The sequence below is a fragment of the Massilibacterium senegalense genome, from assembly GCF_001375675.1.
GTDB classification, from domain to species: domain Bacteria; phylum Bacillota; class Bacilli; order Bacillales; family Massilibacteriaceae; genus Massilibacterium; species Massilibacterium senegalense.
This window is the reverse complement of sequence record NZ_LN831786.1, coordinates 1,867,322-1,882,182: the sequence shown is the minus strand read 5'-3', so window position 1 is coordinate 1,882,182 and position 14,861 is coordinate 1,867,322. Positions and strand designations below refer to the sequence as shown.

Here is a 14,861-nt window from a genome sequence, read left to right as displayed (position 1 = left end):
AAAAATGATTAATGTTAAAGTGTTGAAGAATATCATCATAAGGGATGTAATAAATGGCTTTAGCCAAAATAAGACTCAATACTTTCTTTTTGTACTTTTCATAGCGATTATTACCATTAGTTCAGGAAATGCTCTCAAAAATGAGCATGCAAATATAGTAGATATATTTTTTTTGAATTATAAAGATATAGGATATGTAATTAATAATGAGGGTATGCTTAATATTCCGATGAATTGGCTTATGATAAATATGTTTATAGCTTTTATTATTGGAAATTTTTTGAGTAAAGATTTGCAAGAAATGTCTGTATATATATTAGTACGAACAAAAAGATTTAGAGAATATTGGATAGCTAAAGTTTGTTGGATAGCAATAAATATTCTAGTTATATATAGCTTACTCTTTATCGTTACATACTGCATTGGAAGCATTTTTGTAGATACCTCTATTGAATGGAGCTTATTCTCTCAGAGAATTATTCAAAATCAATTACTGATGGAAATTACAGGAGGGGAATTGTTAACAAACTTACTGTTACTATACTGTATGACTTCTTTCACAGTATCTCTTCTACAAGTTAATCTCTCGCTGTTTGTTGATTCGAAATATAGCTTTTTATTAATTTTATTAATATTGAGCAGTTCGATTGTTGTTGATAATCAACTACTCCCTGGTATACATTCGATGCTTTTAAAGCATGAGTATTTTGATAATATTCACAATCTAACTATTGGTAAATCTGTATTATACAACTTTATTCTATCATTGATATTTAGTTGCACGGGATATTTAAAAATTATTAGAAAAGACATTATATAATAGAGGTGAAAGGTAATGGAGTCGACTGCTTTTTTACAGGTTAATAATTTAGAGAAGAAAATAAAAAATAATGTCGTATTATATGATATAAATTTGCAACTACATAAAGGGAAAATTTATGGTTTTCGGGGGAAAAATGGGTCTGGGAAGACGATGTTATTCCGTGCTATTTGCGGGTTAATCAGACCGACAAATGGAACAATAATAATAGATCAAAAGAAGTTAGGTGAAGAAATTTCTTTTCCAGAAAGCGTAGGGGTACTTATTGAATATCCAGGATTCCTTGCTGATTTAACCGGTTTTAAGAACTTAAAGATGATTGCCGAAATTAATAATCAAATTGGTGAGAGCGAAATTAAAGAAATGATTACCAAGGTAGGGTTAGATCCAGAAGATAAAAGGAAATTTAAGAAATATTCGTTAGGAATGAAGCAAAGGCTGGGGATTGCACAAGCTTTAATGGAGGAACCAGAGCTACTTATTTTAGATGAGCCTTTGAATGCTTTAGATTCTGGAGGGATTGATTTAGTTAAGAATTTATTAATGGAAATGAGAGAAAAAAATAAGCTTATTTTAATAGCGAGTCATGATAAAGAAGCCCTTGAGCTACTTTCTGATGAAATATTTACCATTGAAAACGGAAAAATTGTGGATCATATAGTAAGAACGGAGATATGAAAATGAAGAGAAAGGTTTTATATATCGTACTTTTCATGACTTTATTGATTTCCTTTTTTTGCTATCGGTATGATAAAGTGAATAAAGATGTTCCATCTACATTTGCGATTGAATATAGTTCAATTGGGGATATAGTGGAACTAGATGATTTACAATTAAAGGTAACGTCAACGAAAGTGGAAGAGGTATCGAAGGAGCAATATAGTTCAAAGATACCAAGAATTAATTTCATTGTGGAGGCGGATATTACAAATATAAGTAACGACACTGTAATGGCAGCAAGCATGATAGAGTCGAGTATTGGAATTGGTTATAACAAAACCCAGACTCGAGATGGTGAGATTGACTTCGATACTTTAGAAAATTTACAGCCAAATAAAACAACGCATGTGAAATTAATATATCCAATAGATAAGGATGCATATGAGAAAGGGAAAGGATCTATCTATTTATATCTCCCAACAGAATTATATGACAAACAAGTATTGGAACAGTTCAAAATAGGTAAAAGATATGGGAAAGCTGTTAAACTGTAATAGAAAGGTATGATTCCTTTGAAAAAGAGAGAAACAATTGTTCTGTTAGTAGTAATGGCTGTTTTAGTTGGTGCTCTTGCCTATAAGTATACAATATGGGAAAACTCGAGCACAGAAGATGATCGTCCTTATGATGGAAAGCTTAATAAAAATTCCCAACATCCTGAAAAAGAAAAAATACATCTTAAGACTCTAGATTCAATTGATTATTTTCAAACAGCTGAAGGGGAATTTGAGGAATTCGATAAAGAAGATAATAGTACAACTACTGTACAATACGTAGTTGATACTAAAAATAAAAGAGGAATATCTACTATGAAAGAAAGTGGTTTTGAAGAACAAACTGTCATTTTTAAAGATAAAAAGAAACTAACCTTTAATGATAATGACAATACATATAGGGAGTTTCTGTGGGAACCATTGCCGAAAGACAAAAAATTAGCTGAGTTACCTCCAACTAAACGATTTTTAGGTGAAACAGGTAATGAAAATAGATTAGATGATGAATTTTTAGGTTACAGTAATCAAAGTTTAAATGCAGATTATGCTGGTTTACTATTAATGTATGAAGACTGGGATGTAACAGAGGATAAATTTTTAAATTTTGATGTATACAAATTGGTTGGAAATATTGATGAGCAACTATCTAGCGATTTGCAAGGTAAATTTGAAATGAGTATTGAGAAAAACTCAGGCATTGTATTAGACTTTCGTAGCTTTGATGAAGAAGGTAATGTGAAATACTATTTAACGACAAAAAGGATAAAGATAGATAGTGATATTAGCGAAGAGTCCTTTGAAAAGGATATCTCAAAATATAAAAAAGTGGATAAGGTTGAAACAAACAAATAAGAAAACGAGTATTTATAAAAATGAATATAGTAGTAAAAAATTAGACCTCGTGTTTTGATCAATCTCTTTTCAAGATACGAGGTTTCCTCTATTGTAAAAAGAACGTTTGTAGCATATTTTTAATCAACCTTTATTCCAAACCCACGCATGTTGATTAACTAGTTTTTAACAATAAAATTAAATAAAAAGAGAGATTCCATGTAAAATGTAAGTTACGACACAAACTTTTATGAGGTGGAATCTTTCATGGCTAAGAATACCACGATTTTCACATTACTTCAGAACTTTATTTCACAGGAAGAAATCAATGAGATTCTTCCAAACTTGATTTGGAAGATTTTGCTCGTAAATGTGATGTGTCAACACTTCTGAATTACTTAGTTGGCGCTGCTGCATTTGAATGGAAGAGCTTACGTTTCGCTTCCGATGTGGCAACAGAGAAAGGCTTAAAATTCATGAATTATTCCACACTTTCGAAGCGTTTAGGTGAACTGAATTACCTGATTGTCAAACGAATTTTTGAATGAATCGATTGTCAGCCGATTAAACCGGGCGGCGAAACGCAAAATGAAAGTAAAAAAAGAGCTGTTAGCCATTGATTCCATAACGGTGACCATCGGTAAAAACCGTTTACCTTGGGCGTTTTATCATGGTGAGCGTTCAGGGATCAAGTTGCATGTTAGCCTCGTACGACATCTATCCTAACTGAGGGGGGGAGAAAGAAAAAATGAATCATGAAAGGACAGGTCTGAGAATATGCTCGGAACAACAAGTAGATCTTAGATTAAAAAAGGCATTTGTTGATTTTGCAAAATGGTTAAGAAAAGAATATCATTTTCCGATTCGTATTCCTGTTTATATAAAAAAAGATAAGTATATAAAAAGTAGTAAGGGTGAGTTGGTATCTGCATTATTTTTTGGACCGTATGATAAAAATGAAGAGCCATATATTAAAATAGCAACCGGAGATTTTCAAGAATTGATTCATGAATGTGGAGAACGAAATGCTATATTAAATACGTTGAACAGTTTAGCCCATGAACTTCAGCATTATTATCAATGGTATGATAATACGGAATATGATGAAGAGGAAGCGGAAGATGGTGCTGATGAATTAATATATGAGTATATTGATGATCATAGTATTTAGGGAGTAGTCATGTGAAAGCAATACATTTTTTTATGTAGGTTTTATGGATAAATTTTGAGGTTGTATTGTACCTATGAGGCTTTGGACTAAAAAAAAGGAGGAATAGTTGTTGCTTGTTAAAACAACAGATAATTTCTTGGTGACACATAAAAAAGCCGTCCTTTCTGTATGTGAGTGCAGCATGTTACACTTTCTGGAAACGGACGGTTTTTTAACCTGTTTACTTAAAAAGAAAAGAGGTGTCCACAAGTCGTGTTATTGACTTATTGGGCCAACTTGTTTTTATTTTTACACCCGATGATGATCGGGACGCCACGTTTGAATGGCTTTTTTTATTTCATCTGGGCTCATGCCAGTTTCAGCTGCTTTTTTCGCAAGGGCTGGAAATTCTTCATCGGATGCAAAACGAAGGGCAATTAGTTGTTCCGTTGATAATCGCGGATTGATTGGTTCGTTTGTTAATACATAATAACGAAATTGTTCTTCCGTACGGATGATACGGTTTTGCAAAACGAGTGAATTGATACGTACTAACGCACCTGCAATAAAACTCATTGCGACTAATGCCAAAATAAGAAAGACAGATAAAGTAAACGCTCCATTTTTAATCGACAGAAACGTATAAATGAGTGCCGAAACGACTGTAATGGCGCTTAGCGGCAACCAAATAAAATGTTGCAACGGATGATACCGTGTATGGTTTTCATACGATTGTTCTTTCATTTTTTTCTCCCCCAATTTTTTATTTCTTTTCAATTACGCACTTTGTTCATTGTATCATCCTTTCCTAAAACATGGTAGTACCCGTATTGGTATAAAATGAGACTACTTGTCGTGTGTTTGATTTTTTATTCAGCGCCCTCCGCTTTTTATGCAATCTAGCTCCGGGCGCTAGCGACTGCCGTAATAAGTCCCCCGAATCCAGAGGCAAAGAGGCGCCTCTTCCGTCGGGTGCCTTATTCCTCTGTCGCTGACCAAGCGCCCTCCGCTTTTTATATAATCTAGTTCCGGGTGGCTATCGACTGCCGTAATAAGTCAACCGACTCCAGAGGCAAAGAGGCGCCTCTTCTGTCGGTCGCCTTATTCCTCTGTCGCTGAACGAGCCCCCCTCCACCTTTTATGCAATCTAGCTCCGGGCGCTAGGGGCTCGAGTCATAAGCCATCTTGCTCCATGAGGAAAGCCCGCCTCATTCCGCAAGCTGTCTTATGCTTGTCGCCCCTGGACAAGCGCCCTCCGCTTTTTATATAATAATTTCATTTTTTTGGACATACTATTAGTAAAAAGTGAGGTGGATGGTTCGTGAAGCGGTTTGTTTTTGTGGTTTGTTCGATGGTGTTGTTGTTTGTGTCTTTGCAATCGGTTGCTTATGGTCACTCGATGTTGTTTCCAATGTACCATGAGTCGTTTACATACAACGGGAAAGTATTGACGGGGAAAGGGATTAAGGTCGGGATTATTGATACGGGGATTGATTATAACCATCCTGATTTACAAAAAAATTATCGTGGTGGATATGATTTTATTGATCAAGATCATGATCCGATGGAAGGAAGTACGTCGGATGGGTCTTCGACGCACGGTACGCATGTTGCAGGGATTATTGCGGGAGATGGTGTGAAAAAAGGAGTAGCACCGAATGCAGAGTTATACGTATACCGGGCGTTGAGTAGTGCCGGAGAAGGTGGAACGGATACAGTTGTACAAGCTATTGAAAAAGCGATCGAAGATAAAGTGGATGTGTTAAATTTGTCGCTTGGGAACAATTTGAATATTCCGGATTACCCGACGACTGCTGCGTTAAACAAAGCGGTGGAGCAAGGGATGGTTGTCGTTGTTGCGAACGGGAATAGTGGGCCAAATTTCTGGACGGTCGGTTCGCCAGCTGTGTCGGAAAAGGCGATTTCGGTTGGGGCGATGAGTGACGCGGAACAAGAATTAAGTATTCAAATTGGGAAAAGCCGTGTAACCCTTACACCATTTTCAAATGCCCCGATGTTTCAACCAACGGAAACATTAGAAGTCGTCGATGGCGGTATTGGTGACTGGGAACAATTAAAGCATGCGAAAAATAAAGTCGTTTTAATCGAACGTGGTCGGTATACGTTTGACGAAAAAGTGCGCCGTGCTAAAAAAACAGGAGCTGTTGGTGTGATTATGATGAATCATAAAGACGGTCCCTTTTACGGTGGTGTCGAACAGAAAGTTGATATTCCAGTTATGAGTGTGACAAAAGGGGACGGCGAGCAACTAAAACAAGCAATAGCAGAAACAACGAAGAAGGTACAGGTTGAACGGAAACAACTTGGGATGCAATTAGCGACGTTTAGCTCCAAAGGTCCGGTTGTCGGAACGTGGACGATTAAACCTGATATAGTAGCACCAGGTGTGCACGTGTTTAGTACAGTTCCAACTGGTTATGAATTAATGAATGGAACAAGTATGGCGGCTCCGTATATAACAGGTGCATGCGCGTTACTAAAAGAAGCACATCCAGATTGGGCGAATGAAGAAATAAAAGCAGCATTAATGAATACGGGTACGATTTTACAAGCATCCAACGGAGAACGGTATCATGCGTTAGAGCAAGGGGCGGGGAGAGTTCGACTTCAAAAAGCAATCGATGCGAAAACGATTGTGACACCAGGTTCTTTTTCCTTTGGTCAACTAGATAATGAAGATGTTTCAACGCAGACGGTCGCGTTAACGATAAAAAATAAAGAGAATAAAGAAAAAATCTATACATTTTCAGCTGAAAAACAACATGGAATCACGTTTCAATTTCCGGAGTATATCAAACTAGCAGCAAACGAAGAAAAAACAGTCGAAGTAGACGTAATCATTGATCCGAAAGCGGCGAATACGGTGTTGCGAGATGCTTTTTTCTATATAAAAAGTAAACAAGAAACGATGCATGTGCCATTTTTATATGCGACAAAACATATTCAATATCCTTCGGTGATGGCGTTTCATTTCCATTATAATCAAGAAGAAAAAAACTACGCATACGAAGTGTATGTTCCGAATGGAGCGAAAAAAATAACGGTTGATTTGTATGATATGGATACGTTTTTATTTGTCCGGTCATTGGATGAACGAAGCGATATGGAAGCAGGGGTACATAAAGCGGTTGTAACAGAGGAACAAGTTCGTGGATTAAAAGGGGCATATCTGGCACTTCTTACGATACAAACTGAGCAAATGACAGAAACTATCCAGACTTATATTTCTTTCGAATAATGTACACAAAATGTTACCGCTTAATTGTGACAAATTCATGAATATTAAAATTGCGAGTATTTCAACTTTTATTTTCCTTCTAAAAGCAATTGACATAGAGTTTTCACTATTGTATGCTAACAAAGGGTATAGTTGCATAACAGAAAAAACACACCCTTTGTAGTGCTACAGCAAACAACGAAGCGGGGCGTTTTATGTGTCAGATCCAAACAAAAATCCATTGCGTGCAATGGCGTTAATGTCTGCTATTGTGTCACAATTAGCAGGAGCAGTTTTAATTGGAGTATTCGGAGGAAAATGGCTTGATGAATTTTTTCATACTGCGCCATTTTTATTAATTGTAGGCCTCCTTTTAGGGCTAGCAACCGGTGTATTTAGTACAATACTTACCATTAAAAAGTTTTTAGGGGAAGATCAAACATGACGATCCAAACAGTAGGGGAAGAAAAAGGGCCATTTGAGGAAAAACGATTGCTAAAACGTTATCTAGGATGGATGTTTAATTTCTTAGCTTTATATGTCATTGGATACGCCATTACTCCTTACAAAGAACATTTTGCTGGCTTACTCCTCGGTGGAATCTTCAGTTTATTCTTACTTATCTTGACGTATCGTCGTGTGAAAACGTTCACTTATGCGATTGCAAGTAAAGAAAGACCGAGACCACTCGGTACACTTATCCGATATGCTTTAGCTGTTCTAGCTGTGGCAATCGCGTTGGAATATCCACAATACTTTCATTGGGTAACCGTGGTAGTGGGGTTACTAACAGCCTACATTATCATTTTTATAGATATACTCATTCAGGTTTTTAAATCACGTTCAAATGCGAAAGAGAGGTGAAATCGAGTGGAACATAAAAATCCTATGGTCTATGATGCATTTGGCATTTCGGGTTTAAACTTTAACCTATCTACAGTCATGATGATTATCATTTCAAGCGTATTAGTATTTATTATTGCTGTTTCTGCTACTCGTTCTCTTAGTATGAGACCAACAGGAGCGCAAAACTTTTTTGAAATGATTACAGACCTTGTGAAAAATGTCATCATTAAAGGAACAATGGATTGGAAAGTAGGGGCGTATTTCTTACCTTTAGGACTAACGCTTATTACATACATCTTTGTTTCGAATATGCTAGGGTTACCATTCTCTATTCAAGTAGATCATACGCTATGGTGGAAATCACCAACAGCTGATCCAACAGTTACATTAACATTAGCTATTTTAATGGTAGTACTCACTCACTTTTATGGAATTAAAATTCGCGGTGCGAAAGCCTATTTAAAAACTTTTGTTAGCCCGATGAAGTTTTTATTCCCATTAAAAGTAATTGAAGAGTTTGCGAACACATTAACATTAGGTCTCCGTCTTTACGGGAACATTTATGCAGGGGAAATCCTTTTAGGTTTACTTGCAGCGCTAATGTCAAGTGGAGCTTTAGGAGCTATCGGAGGTATTATTCCAATGTTAGCTTGGCAAGCATTTAGTTTATTTATCAACGTTATCCAAGCGTTCATTTTCACTATGTTAACAATGGTTTATATGTCTCATAAAGTAAGTGAAGAACATTAAACTATTGAATATACATTTTACTCAGATTTCTCTACAAAAAGTACATAGAGAATCAAAAAAATCAAATATTATTTTTAAGAGGACTAAAGGAGGAAAATTATTATGTCATTAGGCGTATTAGCAGCTGCTATTGCAATTGGTTTATCAGCTTTAGGTGCAGGTATTGGTAACGGTCTTATCGTAGGTCGTACAGTAGAAGGGATTGCTCGTCAACCAGAATTACGTGGTACTTTAATGGTTACAATGTTCATCGGGATCGCGTTAGTTGAGGCGCTTCCAATTATCGGTGTAGTTATCGCGTTTATCACATTAAACAGATAATCTTTGGTGGATACAAATTGCGTTTCCGAATATGGCGAAGCAAGTTCTAATGGAACCTATTCTTCGCCATTCCTTTATGATTAATATGCAAACAATCGTTTGCATAGAACGAATAGATGTTAGTAAAGTAAAACGGGTTATTAGGAACTCTGAAGGGAGTGAAAGTAGTGTCAATTAATCTAGGTGACATTATTGCACAGTTAGTTGCGTTTATTATCCTTGCAGTACTTCTTAAAAAGTATGCATGGGGTCCATTAGTAGAAGTAATGAAAAAACGTGAAGAACATATTGCAAATGAAATTGATACAGCAGAGCAACAACGTAAAGAAGCTGAACAATTTTTAACTTCTCAACGTGCGGAATTAGACAAAGCACGTGACGAAGCAAAAGCAATTATTGAAGGTGCGAAAAAACTTGGAGAACAACAAGGTGCTGACCTTATCGCAGAAGCTCGCGCAGAAGCAGGCCGTTTAAAAGAGCAAGCGAAAGACGAAATCCGTCAAGAAAAAGAACAAGCACTTGCAGCTGTTCGCGAACAAGTGGCTTCACTTTCTGTATTAATTGCATCGAAAGTAATTGAAAAAGAACTCGACGAAGCAAGCCAACAACAATTAATTTCTGACTACTTGAAACAGGTAGGAGAAGGCAAATGAGCAAAACGGTAGTAGCTAGTCGTTACGCAGGCGCTTTATTTGAACTTGCAAAAGAGCAAGGAAAAATTGATGGCATTGAGGGAGAGCTTCGTACAGTCGAAACGGTGCTTGGTCAAACACCAAACTTTTTCACGGTTGTCAACCATCCGAAAATTACGAAAGAAAACAAGAAAAAATTAATCAAAGATACATTCGGTACGTCTGTATCTAGTTATGTGTTAAATTTATTATTTGTTCTTGTGGACAGCCATCGTATTGGTATCGTAAAAGAAGTGATTGCTTCTTTCTACGAACTAGCAAACGAAGAGCGAAGCATTGCGGAAGCTTACGTATATACAGTAAGCCCATTAACAGAAGAACAAACAAATACGTTACGTGCTATGTTATCGAAACGTTTAGATAAAAAGTCCGTACGTATTCATAATGAAGTGGACAAAAGTATTGTAGGCGGTGTAAAAATCCGCGTAGGAAACCGCATTTTAGACGGTACAGTTAGTACAAAACTGAAACGCTTAGAGCGTCAATTAGTTTCTAACTAGAGTAGAAGATAGGGGTGAAATTCACTTATGAGCATCAAAGCGGAAGAAATTAGTGCTTTACTAAAAAAGCAAATTGAAAATTATGAAGCAGATATCGAAGTAACGGATGTTGGTACGATAATCCAAGTCGGTGACGGAATCGCTCGTGTTCATGGTCTTGACAATGTAATGTCAGGTGAGCTAGTTGAATTTTCTAATGGTGTATTAGGACTTGCTCAAAACCTTGAAGAAAGTAACGTTGGTATCGTTATTTTAGGTCCATACCTTGACATTAAAGAAGGCGACGAAGTAAAACGTACAGGTCGCATCATGCGTGTGCCAGTAGGTGAAGAATTATTAGGACGTGTTGTAAACCCATTAGGTCAACCAGTAGATGGTTTAGGACCACTTAATACAACAAAAACTCGTCCAATCGAAAACCGCGCACCAGGAGTAATGGATCGTAAATCAGTACATGAACCATTACAAACAGGTATTAAAGCGATTGACGCATTAATTCCAATCGGTCGTGGTCAACGTGAGTTAATCATTGGGGACCGTCAAACAGGTAAAACATCTGTAGCGATCGACACAATTTTAAACCAAAAAGACCAAGATATGATTTGTATCTACGTTGCAATCGGTCAAAAAGAATCAACTGTTCGTGGTGTAGTGGAAACATTACGTAAACACGGTGCACTTGATTACTCTATCGTTGTAACAGCTAGTGCATCTCAACCAGCTCCATTATTATACTTAGCTCCATATGCTGGTGTATCCATGGCGGAAGAATTTATGTATAACGGGAAACACGTGTTAATCATCTATGATGACTTAACAAAACAAGCGATGGCTTATCGTGAACTTTCTCTATTACTTCGTCGTCCACCAGGTCGTGAAGCATATCCAGGGGATGTATTCTACTTACACTCTCGTTTATTAGAACGTGCTGCAAAACTTTCTGATGCAAAAGGTGCAGGTTCTATCACTGCATTACCTTTCATTGAAACACAAGCAGGGGACGTATCAGCATACATTCCAACAAACGTAATCTCTATTACAGACGGACAAATCTTCTTACAATCAGACTTGTTCTTCTCAGGGGTACGCCCAGCGGTTAACGCAGGTATCTCTGTATCACGTGTAGGTGGTTCAGCGCAAATTAAAGCGATGAAAAAAGTTTCTGGTACATTACGTCTAGACTTAGCATCTTACCGTGAATTAGAAGCGTTCGCACAATTCGGTTCAGACCTTGATAAAGCAACACAAGCGAAATTAAACCGTGGTGCACGTACTGTTGAAGTATTAAAGCAAGGGTTACACAAACCATTACGTGTTGAAAAACAAGTAGCAATTCTTTATGCGTTAACAAAAGGATTCTTAGATGATATTTCAGTAGAAGATATTCAACGTTTCGAAGAAGAATATCTAACTTGGTTAGAACATAACAAAGGTGAATTACTTGACGTTATTCGTACGACTGGTAACTTACCTGAAGATGCTGACTTTAAAGCAGCTATTACAGAATTCAAGAAAACATTCGCTGCATCTAAATAATGGATGACAAGTGCTAGTCTAGCCAAAAGGTGGTGAAACGATAGTGGCATCTTTGCGTGATATAAAAACCCGGATTACGTCAACGGGGAAAACGAAACAAATTACAAAAGCCATGGAAATGGTGTCTGCAGCAAAATTTAACCGTGCAGAGCAAAATGCAAAGCATTTTAACCCATACATGTCTAAAATTAAAGAAGTGGTTGCAAGCATTGCACTTGGTACTTCTGGTATCAAACATCCAATGTTGCAAAAGCGTGACGTGAAAAAAGTCGGTTATATCGTCATCACATCAGACCGTGGTCTTGCTGGTGCGTATAACGCAAACGTATTGCGCCGTGTTCAAGAAATCATTAACGAACGTCATACATCTACAAGCGAGTACGAAATTATTGCGCTTGGACGTGTAGGACGCGATTATTTCACAAACCGCAATATGTCAGTGGTTGAAGAAATTACCGGTTTAGCCGATCAACCAGAATTCTCTGATGTCAAACAAATCGTTAATAAAGCCGTTCAACGTTTTGCAAGCGGTGAAGTAGATGAGCTTGTATTATGCTACAGCCACTTCATCAATGCGGTGCAAAGTGAAGTAAAAAATGTACAATTACTTCCGTTAACGGATATCGAATATGATCAACCATTAAGCGCATATGAGTACGATCCATCACCAGAAGAAATTCTTGATGTGTTATTACCTCAATATGCAGAAAGCTTAATTTACGGTGCATTACTTGATGCGAAAGCAAGTGAGCACTCATCTCGGATGACTGCGATGAAAAATGCTACTGACAATGCAAACGAATTGATTCGTAACCTTACATTGTCTTACAATCGCGCGCGTCAAGCGGCAATTACGCAAGAAATTACGGAAATTGTTGCTGGTGCTTCTGCGCTTGAATAGTTTTTTTATCGACATAAGATTGGAAACGGATGTTAGGAGGGAAAGTAATGAATAAAGGACGCGTTACACAAGTTATGGGTCCGGTTGTTGACGTTAAATTTGATAACGGACAACTCCCTAAAATTTATAATGCTTTAACGATTCAACATAAAGCGCGTACTGAACATGAAGTTGATATTGACTTAACGTTAGAAGTAGCCCTTCACCTTGGAGATGACACAGTTCGTACTGTTGCGATGGATTCAACAGACGGTGTTGTTCGTGGATTAGAAGTAGTAGATACAGGTGCGCCTATTTCAGTTCCAGTTGGTGAAGTAACATTAGGTCGTGTATTCAACGTATTAGGTAATGCTATTGATGAACAAACAGAAATCCCAGCGGATGCTCGTCGTGATCCAATTCACCGCGAAGCGCCAGTATTTGAAGAGTTATCTACAACAACTGAAATTCTTGAAACAGGAATTAAAGTAGTAGATTTACTTGCTCCATACATTAAAGGTGGTAAAATCGGTTTATTCGGTGGTGCCGGTGTAGGTAAAACAGTATTAATCCAAGAATTAATCAACAACATCGCCCAAGAACATGATGGTTTATCAGTTTTCGCTGGTGTAGGGGAACGTACTCGTGAAGGAAACGACCTTTACTGGGAAATGACTGATTCAGGCGTTATCAAAAACACTGCGATGGTATTCGGACAAATGAACGAGCCACCAGGTGCACGTTTACGTATCGCTTTAACTGGTTTAACAATGGCGGAATATTTCCGTGATGAACAAGGTCAAGACGTACTTTTATTCATCGATAACATCTTCCGCTTTACACAAGCAGGTTCTGAAGTATCTGCCCTTCTTGGTCGTATGCCATCTGCCGTTGGTTACCAACCAACTCTAGCAACAGAAATGGGTAAACTTCAAGAACGTATTACATCAACAAACAAAGGTTCTGTAACATCTATCCAAGCGATTTACGTTCCTGCCGATGACTACACTGACCCGGCTCCGGCAACTACTTTCGCTCACTTAGATGCAACAACAAACCTTGAACGTAAATTATCAGAAATGGGTATTTACCCTGCAGTAGATCCTCTTGCTTCTACTTCTCGTGCATTAGCACCTGAAATTGTTGGAGAAGAGCACTACGAAGTAGCACGTGAAGTGCAACAAACATTACAACGCTACAAAGAGTTACAAGATATTATCGCGATCTTAGGTATGGATGAATTATCTGACGAAGATAAATTAACAGTACACCGAGCTCGTCGTGTACAATTTTTCTTATCTCAAAACTTCCACGTAGCGGAACAATTTACAGGTCAACCTGGTTCATACGTACCAGTAAAAGAAACTGTAAAAGGCTTTAAAGAAATCCTTGAAGGTAAATATGACGACTTACCAGAAGATGCGTTCCGTCTAGTTGGTCGCATTGAAGAAGTAGTTGAAAAAGCGAAAGAAATGAACGTATAAGCTTTCTTTCTATTTAACAGTGAAAAGAGCCGTTTCGACGGCTCTTCCACCATCAATTACCCCGAGGAGGGTCCATTATGAGCACAATGAAATTCAGCATTGTTACTCCTGACGGTCCTGCTTTTGAGGGAGATGTGGAAATGGTAAGCGTAAAAGCCAAAAGTGGTGAACTCGGCGTATTACCTGGACACGTTCCTACTGTTGCGCCACTTGAAATTAATGTTGTTCGGATTAAAAAACAAGGTGGTTCAACAGAGAAAGTAGCTGTCAATGGAGGATTTATTGAAATTCGTAAAGATCAAGTCAATATTTTAGCTCCATCAGCAGAGCCAGCAGAAGATATTGATGTTGAACGTGCACGTGCTTCAAAAGAACGTGCAGAAAAACGTTTACAACAAGCGAAACAAGATGATGTGGATCACAAACGTGCAGAACTTGCATTAAAACGTGCCATTAATCGTCTCGATGCAGCTGGAAAATAAAGATCTAAGGTTTATCCTTAGGTCTTTTTTTGTGTTTTTATTTTGTATATAAGGGGAAATAAACTTTTGATGATCATGTTACGTAACCGCTTTCTAAAAGAAAAGGTATTGTGTGTC

General features: G+C 37.5%; 17 protein-coding genes. 16 read left to right on the top strand and 1 reads right to left on the bottom strand.

Features of this window, described 5'->3' with window-relative positions; all coding sequences use genetic code 11:
• Positions 1-4: 4 nt before the first annotated feature.
• From BN1372_RS12720 to BN1372_RS12690, 5 genes are all read left to right on the top strand, one after another.
• Positions 5-820, top strand: coding sequence for a hypothetical protein (locus BN1372_RS12720; protein WP_062200069.1), 816 nt, complete (start codon positions 5-7; stop codon positions 818-820).
• A gap of 15 nt (positions 821-835) precedes the next feature.
• Positions 836-1,498: an ATP-binding cassette domain-containing protein gene (locus BN1372_RS12715; protein WP_062200068.1), complete on the top strand. Its 663-nt coding sequence runs from the start codon at positions 836-838 to the stop codon at positions 1,496-1,498.
• 2 nt (positions 1,499-1,500) lie between these two features.
• Entirely contained in the window at positions 1,501-2,034 is a 534-nt protein-coding gene (locus BN1372_RS12710; RefSeq protein ID WP_062200065.1) for a DUF4352 domain-containing protein, read from the top strand.
• 18 nt (positions 2,035-2,052) lie between these two features.
• Complete coding sequence (locus BN1372_RS12705; protein WP_062200062.1) at positions 2,053-2,886, top strand: hypothetical protein; 834 nt, start codon at positions 2,053-2,055, stop codon at positions 2,884-2,886.
• 727 nt (positions 2,887-3,613) lie between these two features.
• A complete protein-coding gene (locus BN1372_RS12690) occupies positions 3,614-4,036 on the top strand; it encodes a hypothetical protein (protein WP_062200047.1) in 423 nt (140 codons plus the stop codon).
• Between the two features lie 288 nt (positions 4,037-4,324).
• On the opposite strand, the gene BN1372_RS12685 is transcribed toward BN1372_RS12690, so the two are convergent.
• Positions 4,325-4,759: a DUF6526 family protein gene (locus BN1372_RS12685; protein WP_062200043.1), complete on the bottom strand. Its 435-nt coding sequence runs from the start codon at positions 4,757-4,759 to the stop codon at positions 4,325-4,327.
• Between the two features lie 577 nt (positions 4,760-5,336).
• On the opposite strand from BN1372_RS12685, the gene BN1372_RS12680 reads away from it, so the two are divergent.
• The 11 genes from BN1372_RS12680 to BN1372_RS12630 all read left to right on the top strand — a co-directional run bounded on the left by BN1372_RS12680 (position 5,337) and on the right by BN1372_RS12630 (position 14,744).
• The gene (locus BN1372_RS12680) at positions 5,337-7,274 is read left to right on the top strand and encodes a S8 family serine peptidase (RefSeq protein WP_062200041.1); all 1,938 of its coding nucleotides are present in this window, start codon (positions 5,337-5,339) and stop codon (positions 7,272-7,274) included.
• Positions 7,275-7,470: 196 nt separating this feature from the next.
• Complete coding sequence (locus BN1372_RS12675; protein ID WP_062200039.1) at positions 7,471-7,698, top strand: AtpZ/AtpI family protein; 228 nt, start codon at positions 7,471-7,473, stop codon at positions 7,696-7,698.
• Positions 7,695-8,117: an ATP synthase subunit I gene (locus BN1372_RS12670; RefSeq protein WP_062200037.1), complete on the top strand. Its 423-nt coding sequence runs from the start codon at positions 7,695-7,697 to the stop codon at positions 8,115-8,117. Before BN1372_RS12675 ends, BN1372_RS12670 begins: the two co-directional genes overlap by 4 nt.
• A gap of 6 nt (positions 8,118-8,123) precedes the next feature.
• Positions 8,124-8,849 carry a F0F1 ATP synthase subunit A gene (gene atpB / locus BN1372_RS12665; protein WP_062200035.1) on the top strand — a complete coding sequence of 242 codons (726 nt, stop codon included), beginning with the start codon at positions 8,124-8,126 and terminating at the stop codon, positions 8,847-8,849.
• Between the two features lie 102 nt (positions 8,850-8,951).
• Positions 8,952-9,170 (top strand): F0F1 ATP synthase subunit C, encoded by a 219-nt coding sequence (gene atpE / locus BN1372_RS12660; protein WP_062200032.1) that lies wholly within the window; start codon positions 8,952-8,954, stop codon positions 9,168-9,170.
• A 158-nt stretch (positions 9,171-9,328) separates the two neighbouring features.
• Positions 9,329-9,823 (top strand): F0F1 ATP synthase subunit B, encoded by a 495-nt coding sequence (gene atpF, locus BN1372_RS12655; protein ID WP_407656468.1) that lies wholly within the window; start codon positions 9,329-9,331, stop codon positions 9,821-9,823.
• Positions 9,820-10,362 (top strand): F0F1 ATP synthase subunit delta, encoded by a 543-nt coding sequence (locus BN1372_RS12650; protein WP_062200028.1) that lies wholly within the window; start codon positions 9,820-9,822, stop codon positions 10,360-10,362. Before atpF ends, BN1372_RS12650 begins: the two co-directional genes overlap by 4 nt.
• Before the next feature lie 27 nt (positions 10,363-10,389).
• The gene (gene atpA, locus BN1372_RS12645; RefSeq protein ID WP_062200026.1) at positions 10,390-11,898 is read left to right on the top strand and encodes a F0F1 ATP synthase subunit alpha; all 1,509 of its coding nucleotides are present in this window, start codon (positions 10,390-10,392) and stop codon (positions 11,896-11,898) included.
• A gap of 43 nt (positions 11,899-11,941) precedes the next feature.
• Positions 11,942-12,799: an ATP synthase F1 subunit gamma gene (gene atpG / locus BN1372_RS12640; RefSeq protein WP_062200025.1), complete on the top strand. Its 858-nt coding sequence runs from the start codon at positions 11,942-11,944 to the stop codon at positions 12,797-12,799.
• Between the two features lie 47 nt (positions 12,800-12,846).
• Entirely contained in the window at positions 12,847-14,262 is a 1,416-nt protein-coding gene (gene atpD / locus BN1372_RS12635) for a F0F1 ATP synthase subunit beta (RefSeq protein WP_062200024.1), read from the top strand.
• A gap of 77 nt (positions 14,263-14,339) precedes the next feature.
• A complete protein-coding gene (locus tag BN1372_RS12630; RefSeq protein ID WP_062200023.1) occupies positions 14,340-14,744 on the top strand; it encodes a F0F1 ATP synthase subunit epsilon in 405 nt (134 codons plus the stop codon).
• The last annotated feature ends 117 nt before the right edge of the window (positions 14,745-14,861 follow it).

Bases quoted from the DNA above. Each gene is read 5' to 3' on its own strand.
- BN1372_RS12720 (WP_062200069.1), top strand. From the start codon at position 5: ATGATTAATGTTAAAGTGTTGAAGAATATCATCATAAGGGATGTAATA.
- BN1372_RS12715 (WP_062200068.1), top strand. From the start codon at position 836: ATGGAGTCGACTGCTTTTTTACAGGTTAATAATTTAGAGAAGAAAATA.
- BN1372_RS12710 (WP_062200065.1), top strand. From the start codon at position 1,501: ATGAAGAGAAAGGTTTTATATATCGTACTTTTCATGACTTTATTGATT.
- BN1372_RS12690 (WP_062200047.1), top strand. From the start codon at position 3,614: ATGAATCATGAAAGGACAGGTCTGAGAATATGCTCGGAACAACAAGTA.
- BN1372_RS12685 (WP_062200043.1), bottom strand. From the start codon at position 4,759: ATGAAAGAACAATCGTATGAAAACCATACACGGTATCATCCGTTGCAA.
- BN1372_RS12670 (WP_062200037.1), top strand. From the start codon at position 7,695: ATGACGATCCAAACAGTAGGGGAAGAAAAAGGGCCATTTGAGGAAAAA.
- atpE (WP_062200032.1), top strand. From the start codon at position 8,952: ATGTCATTAGGCGTATTAGCAGCTGCTATTGCAATTGGTTTATCAGCT.
- BN1372_RS12650 (WP_062200028.1), top strand. From the start codon at position 9,820: ATGAGCAAAACGGTAGTAGCTAGTCGTTACGCAGGCGCTTTATTTGAA.
- atpA (WP_062200026.1), top strand. From the start codon at position 10,390: ATGAGCATCAAAGCGGAAGAAATTAGTGCTTTACTAAAAAAGCAAATT.
- atpD (WP_062200024.1), top strand. From the start codon at position 12,847: ATGAATAAAGGACGCGTTACACAAGTTATGGGTCCGGTTGTTGACGTT.
- BN1372_RS12630 (WP_062200023.1), top strand. From the start codon at position 14,340: ATGAGCACAATGAAATTCAGCATTGTTACTCCTGACGGTCCTGCTTTT.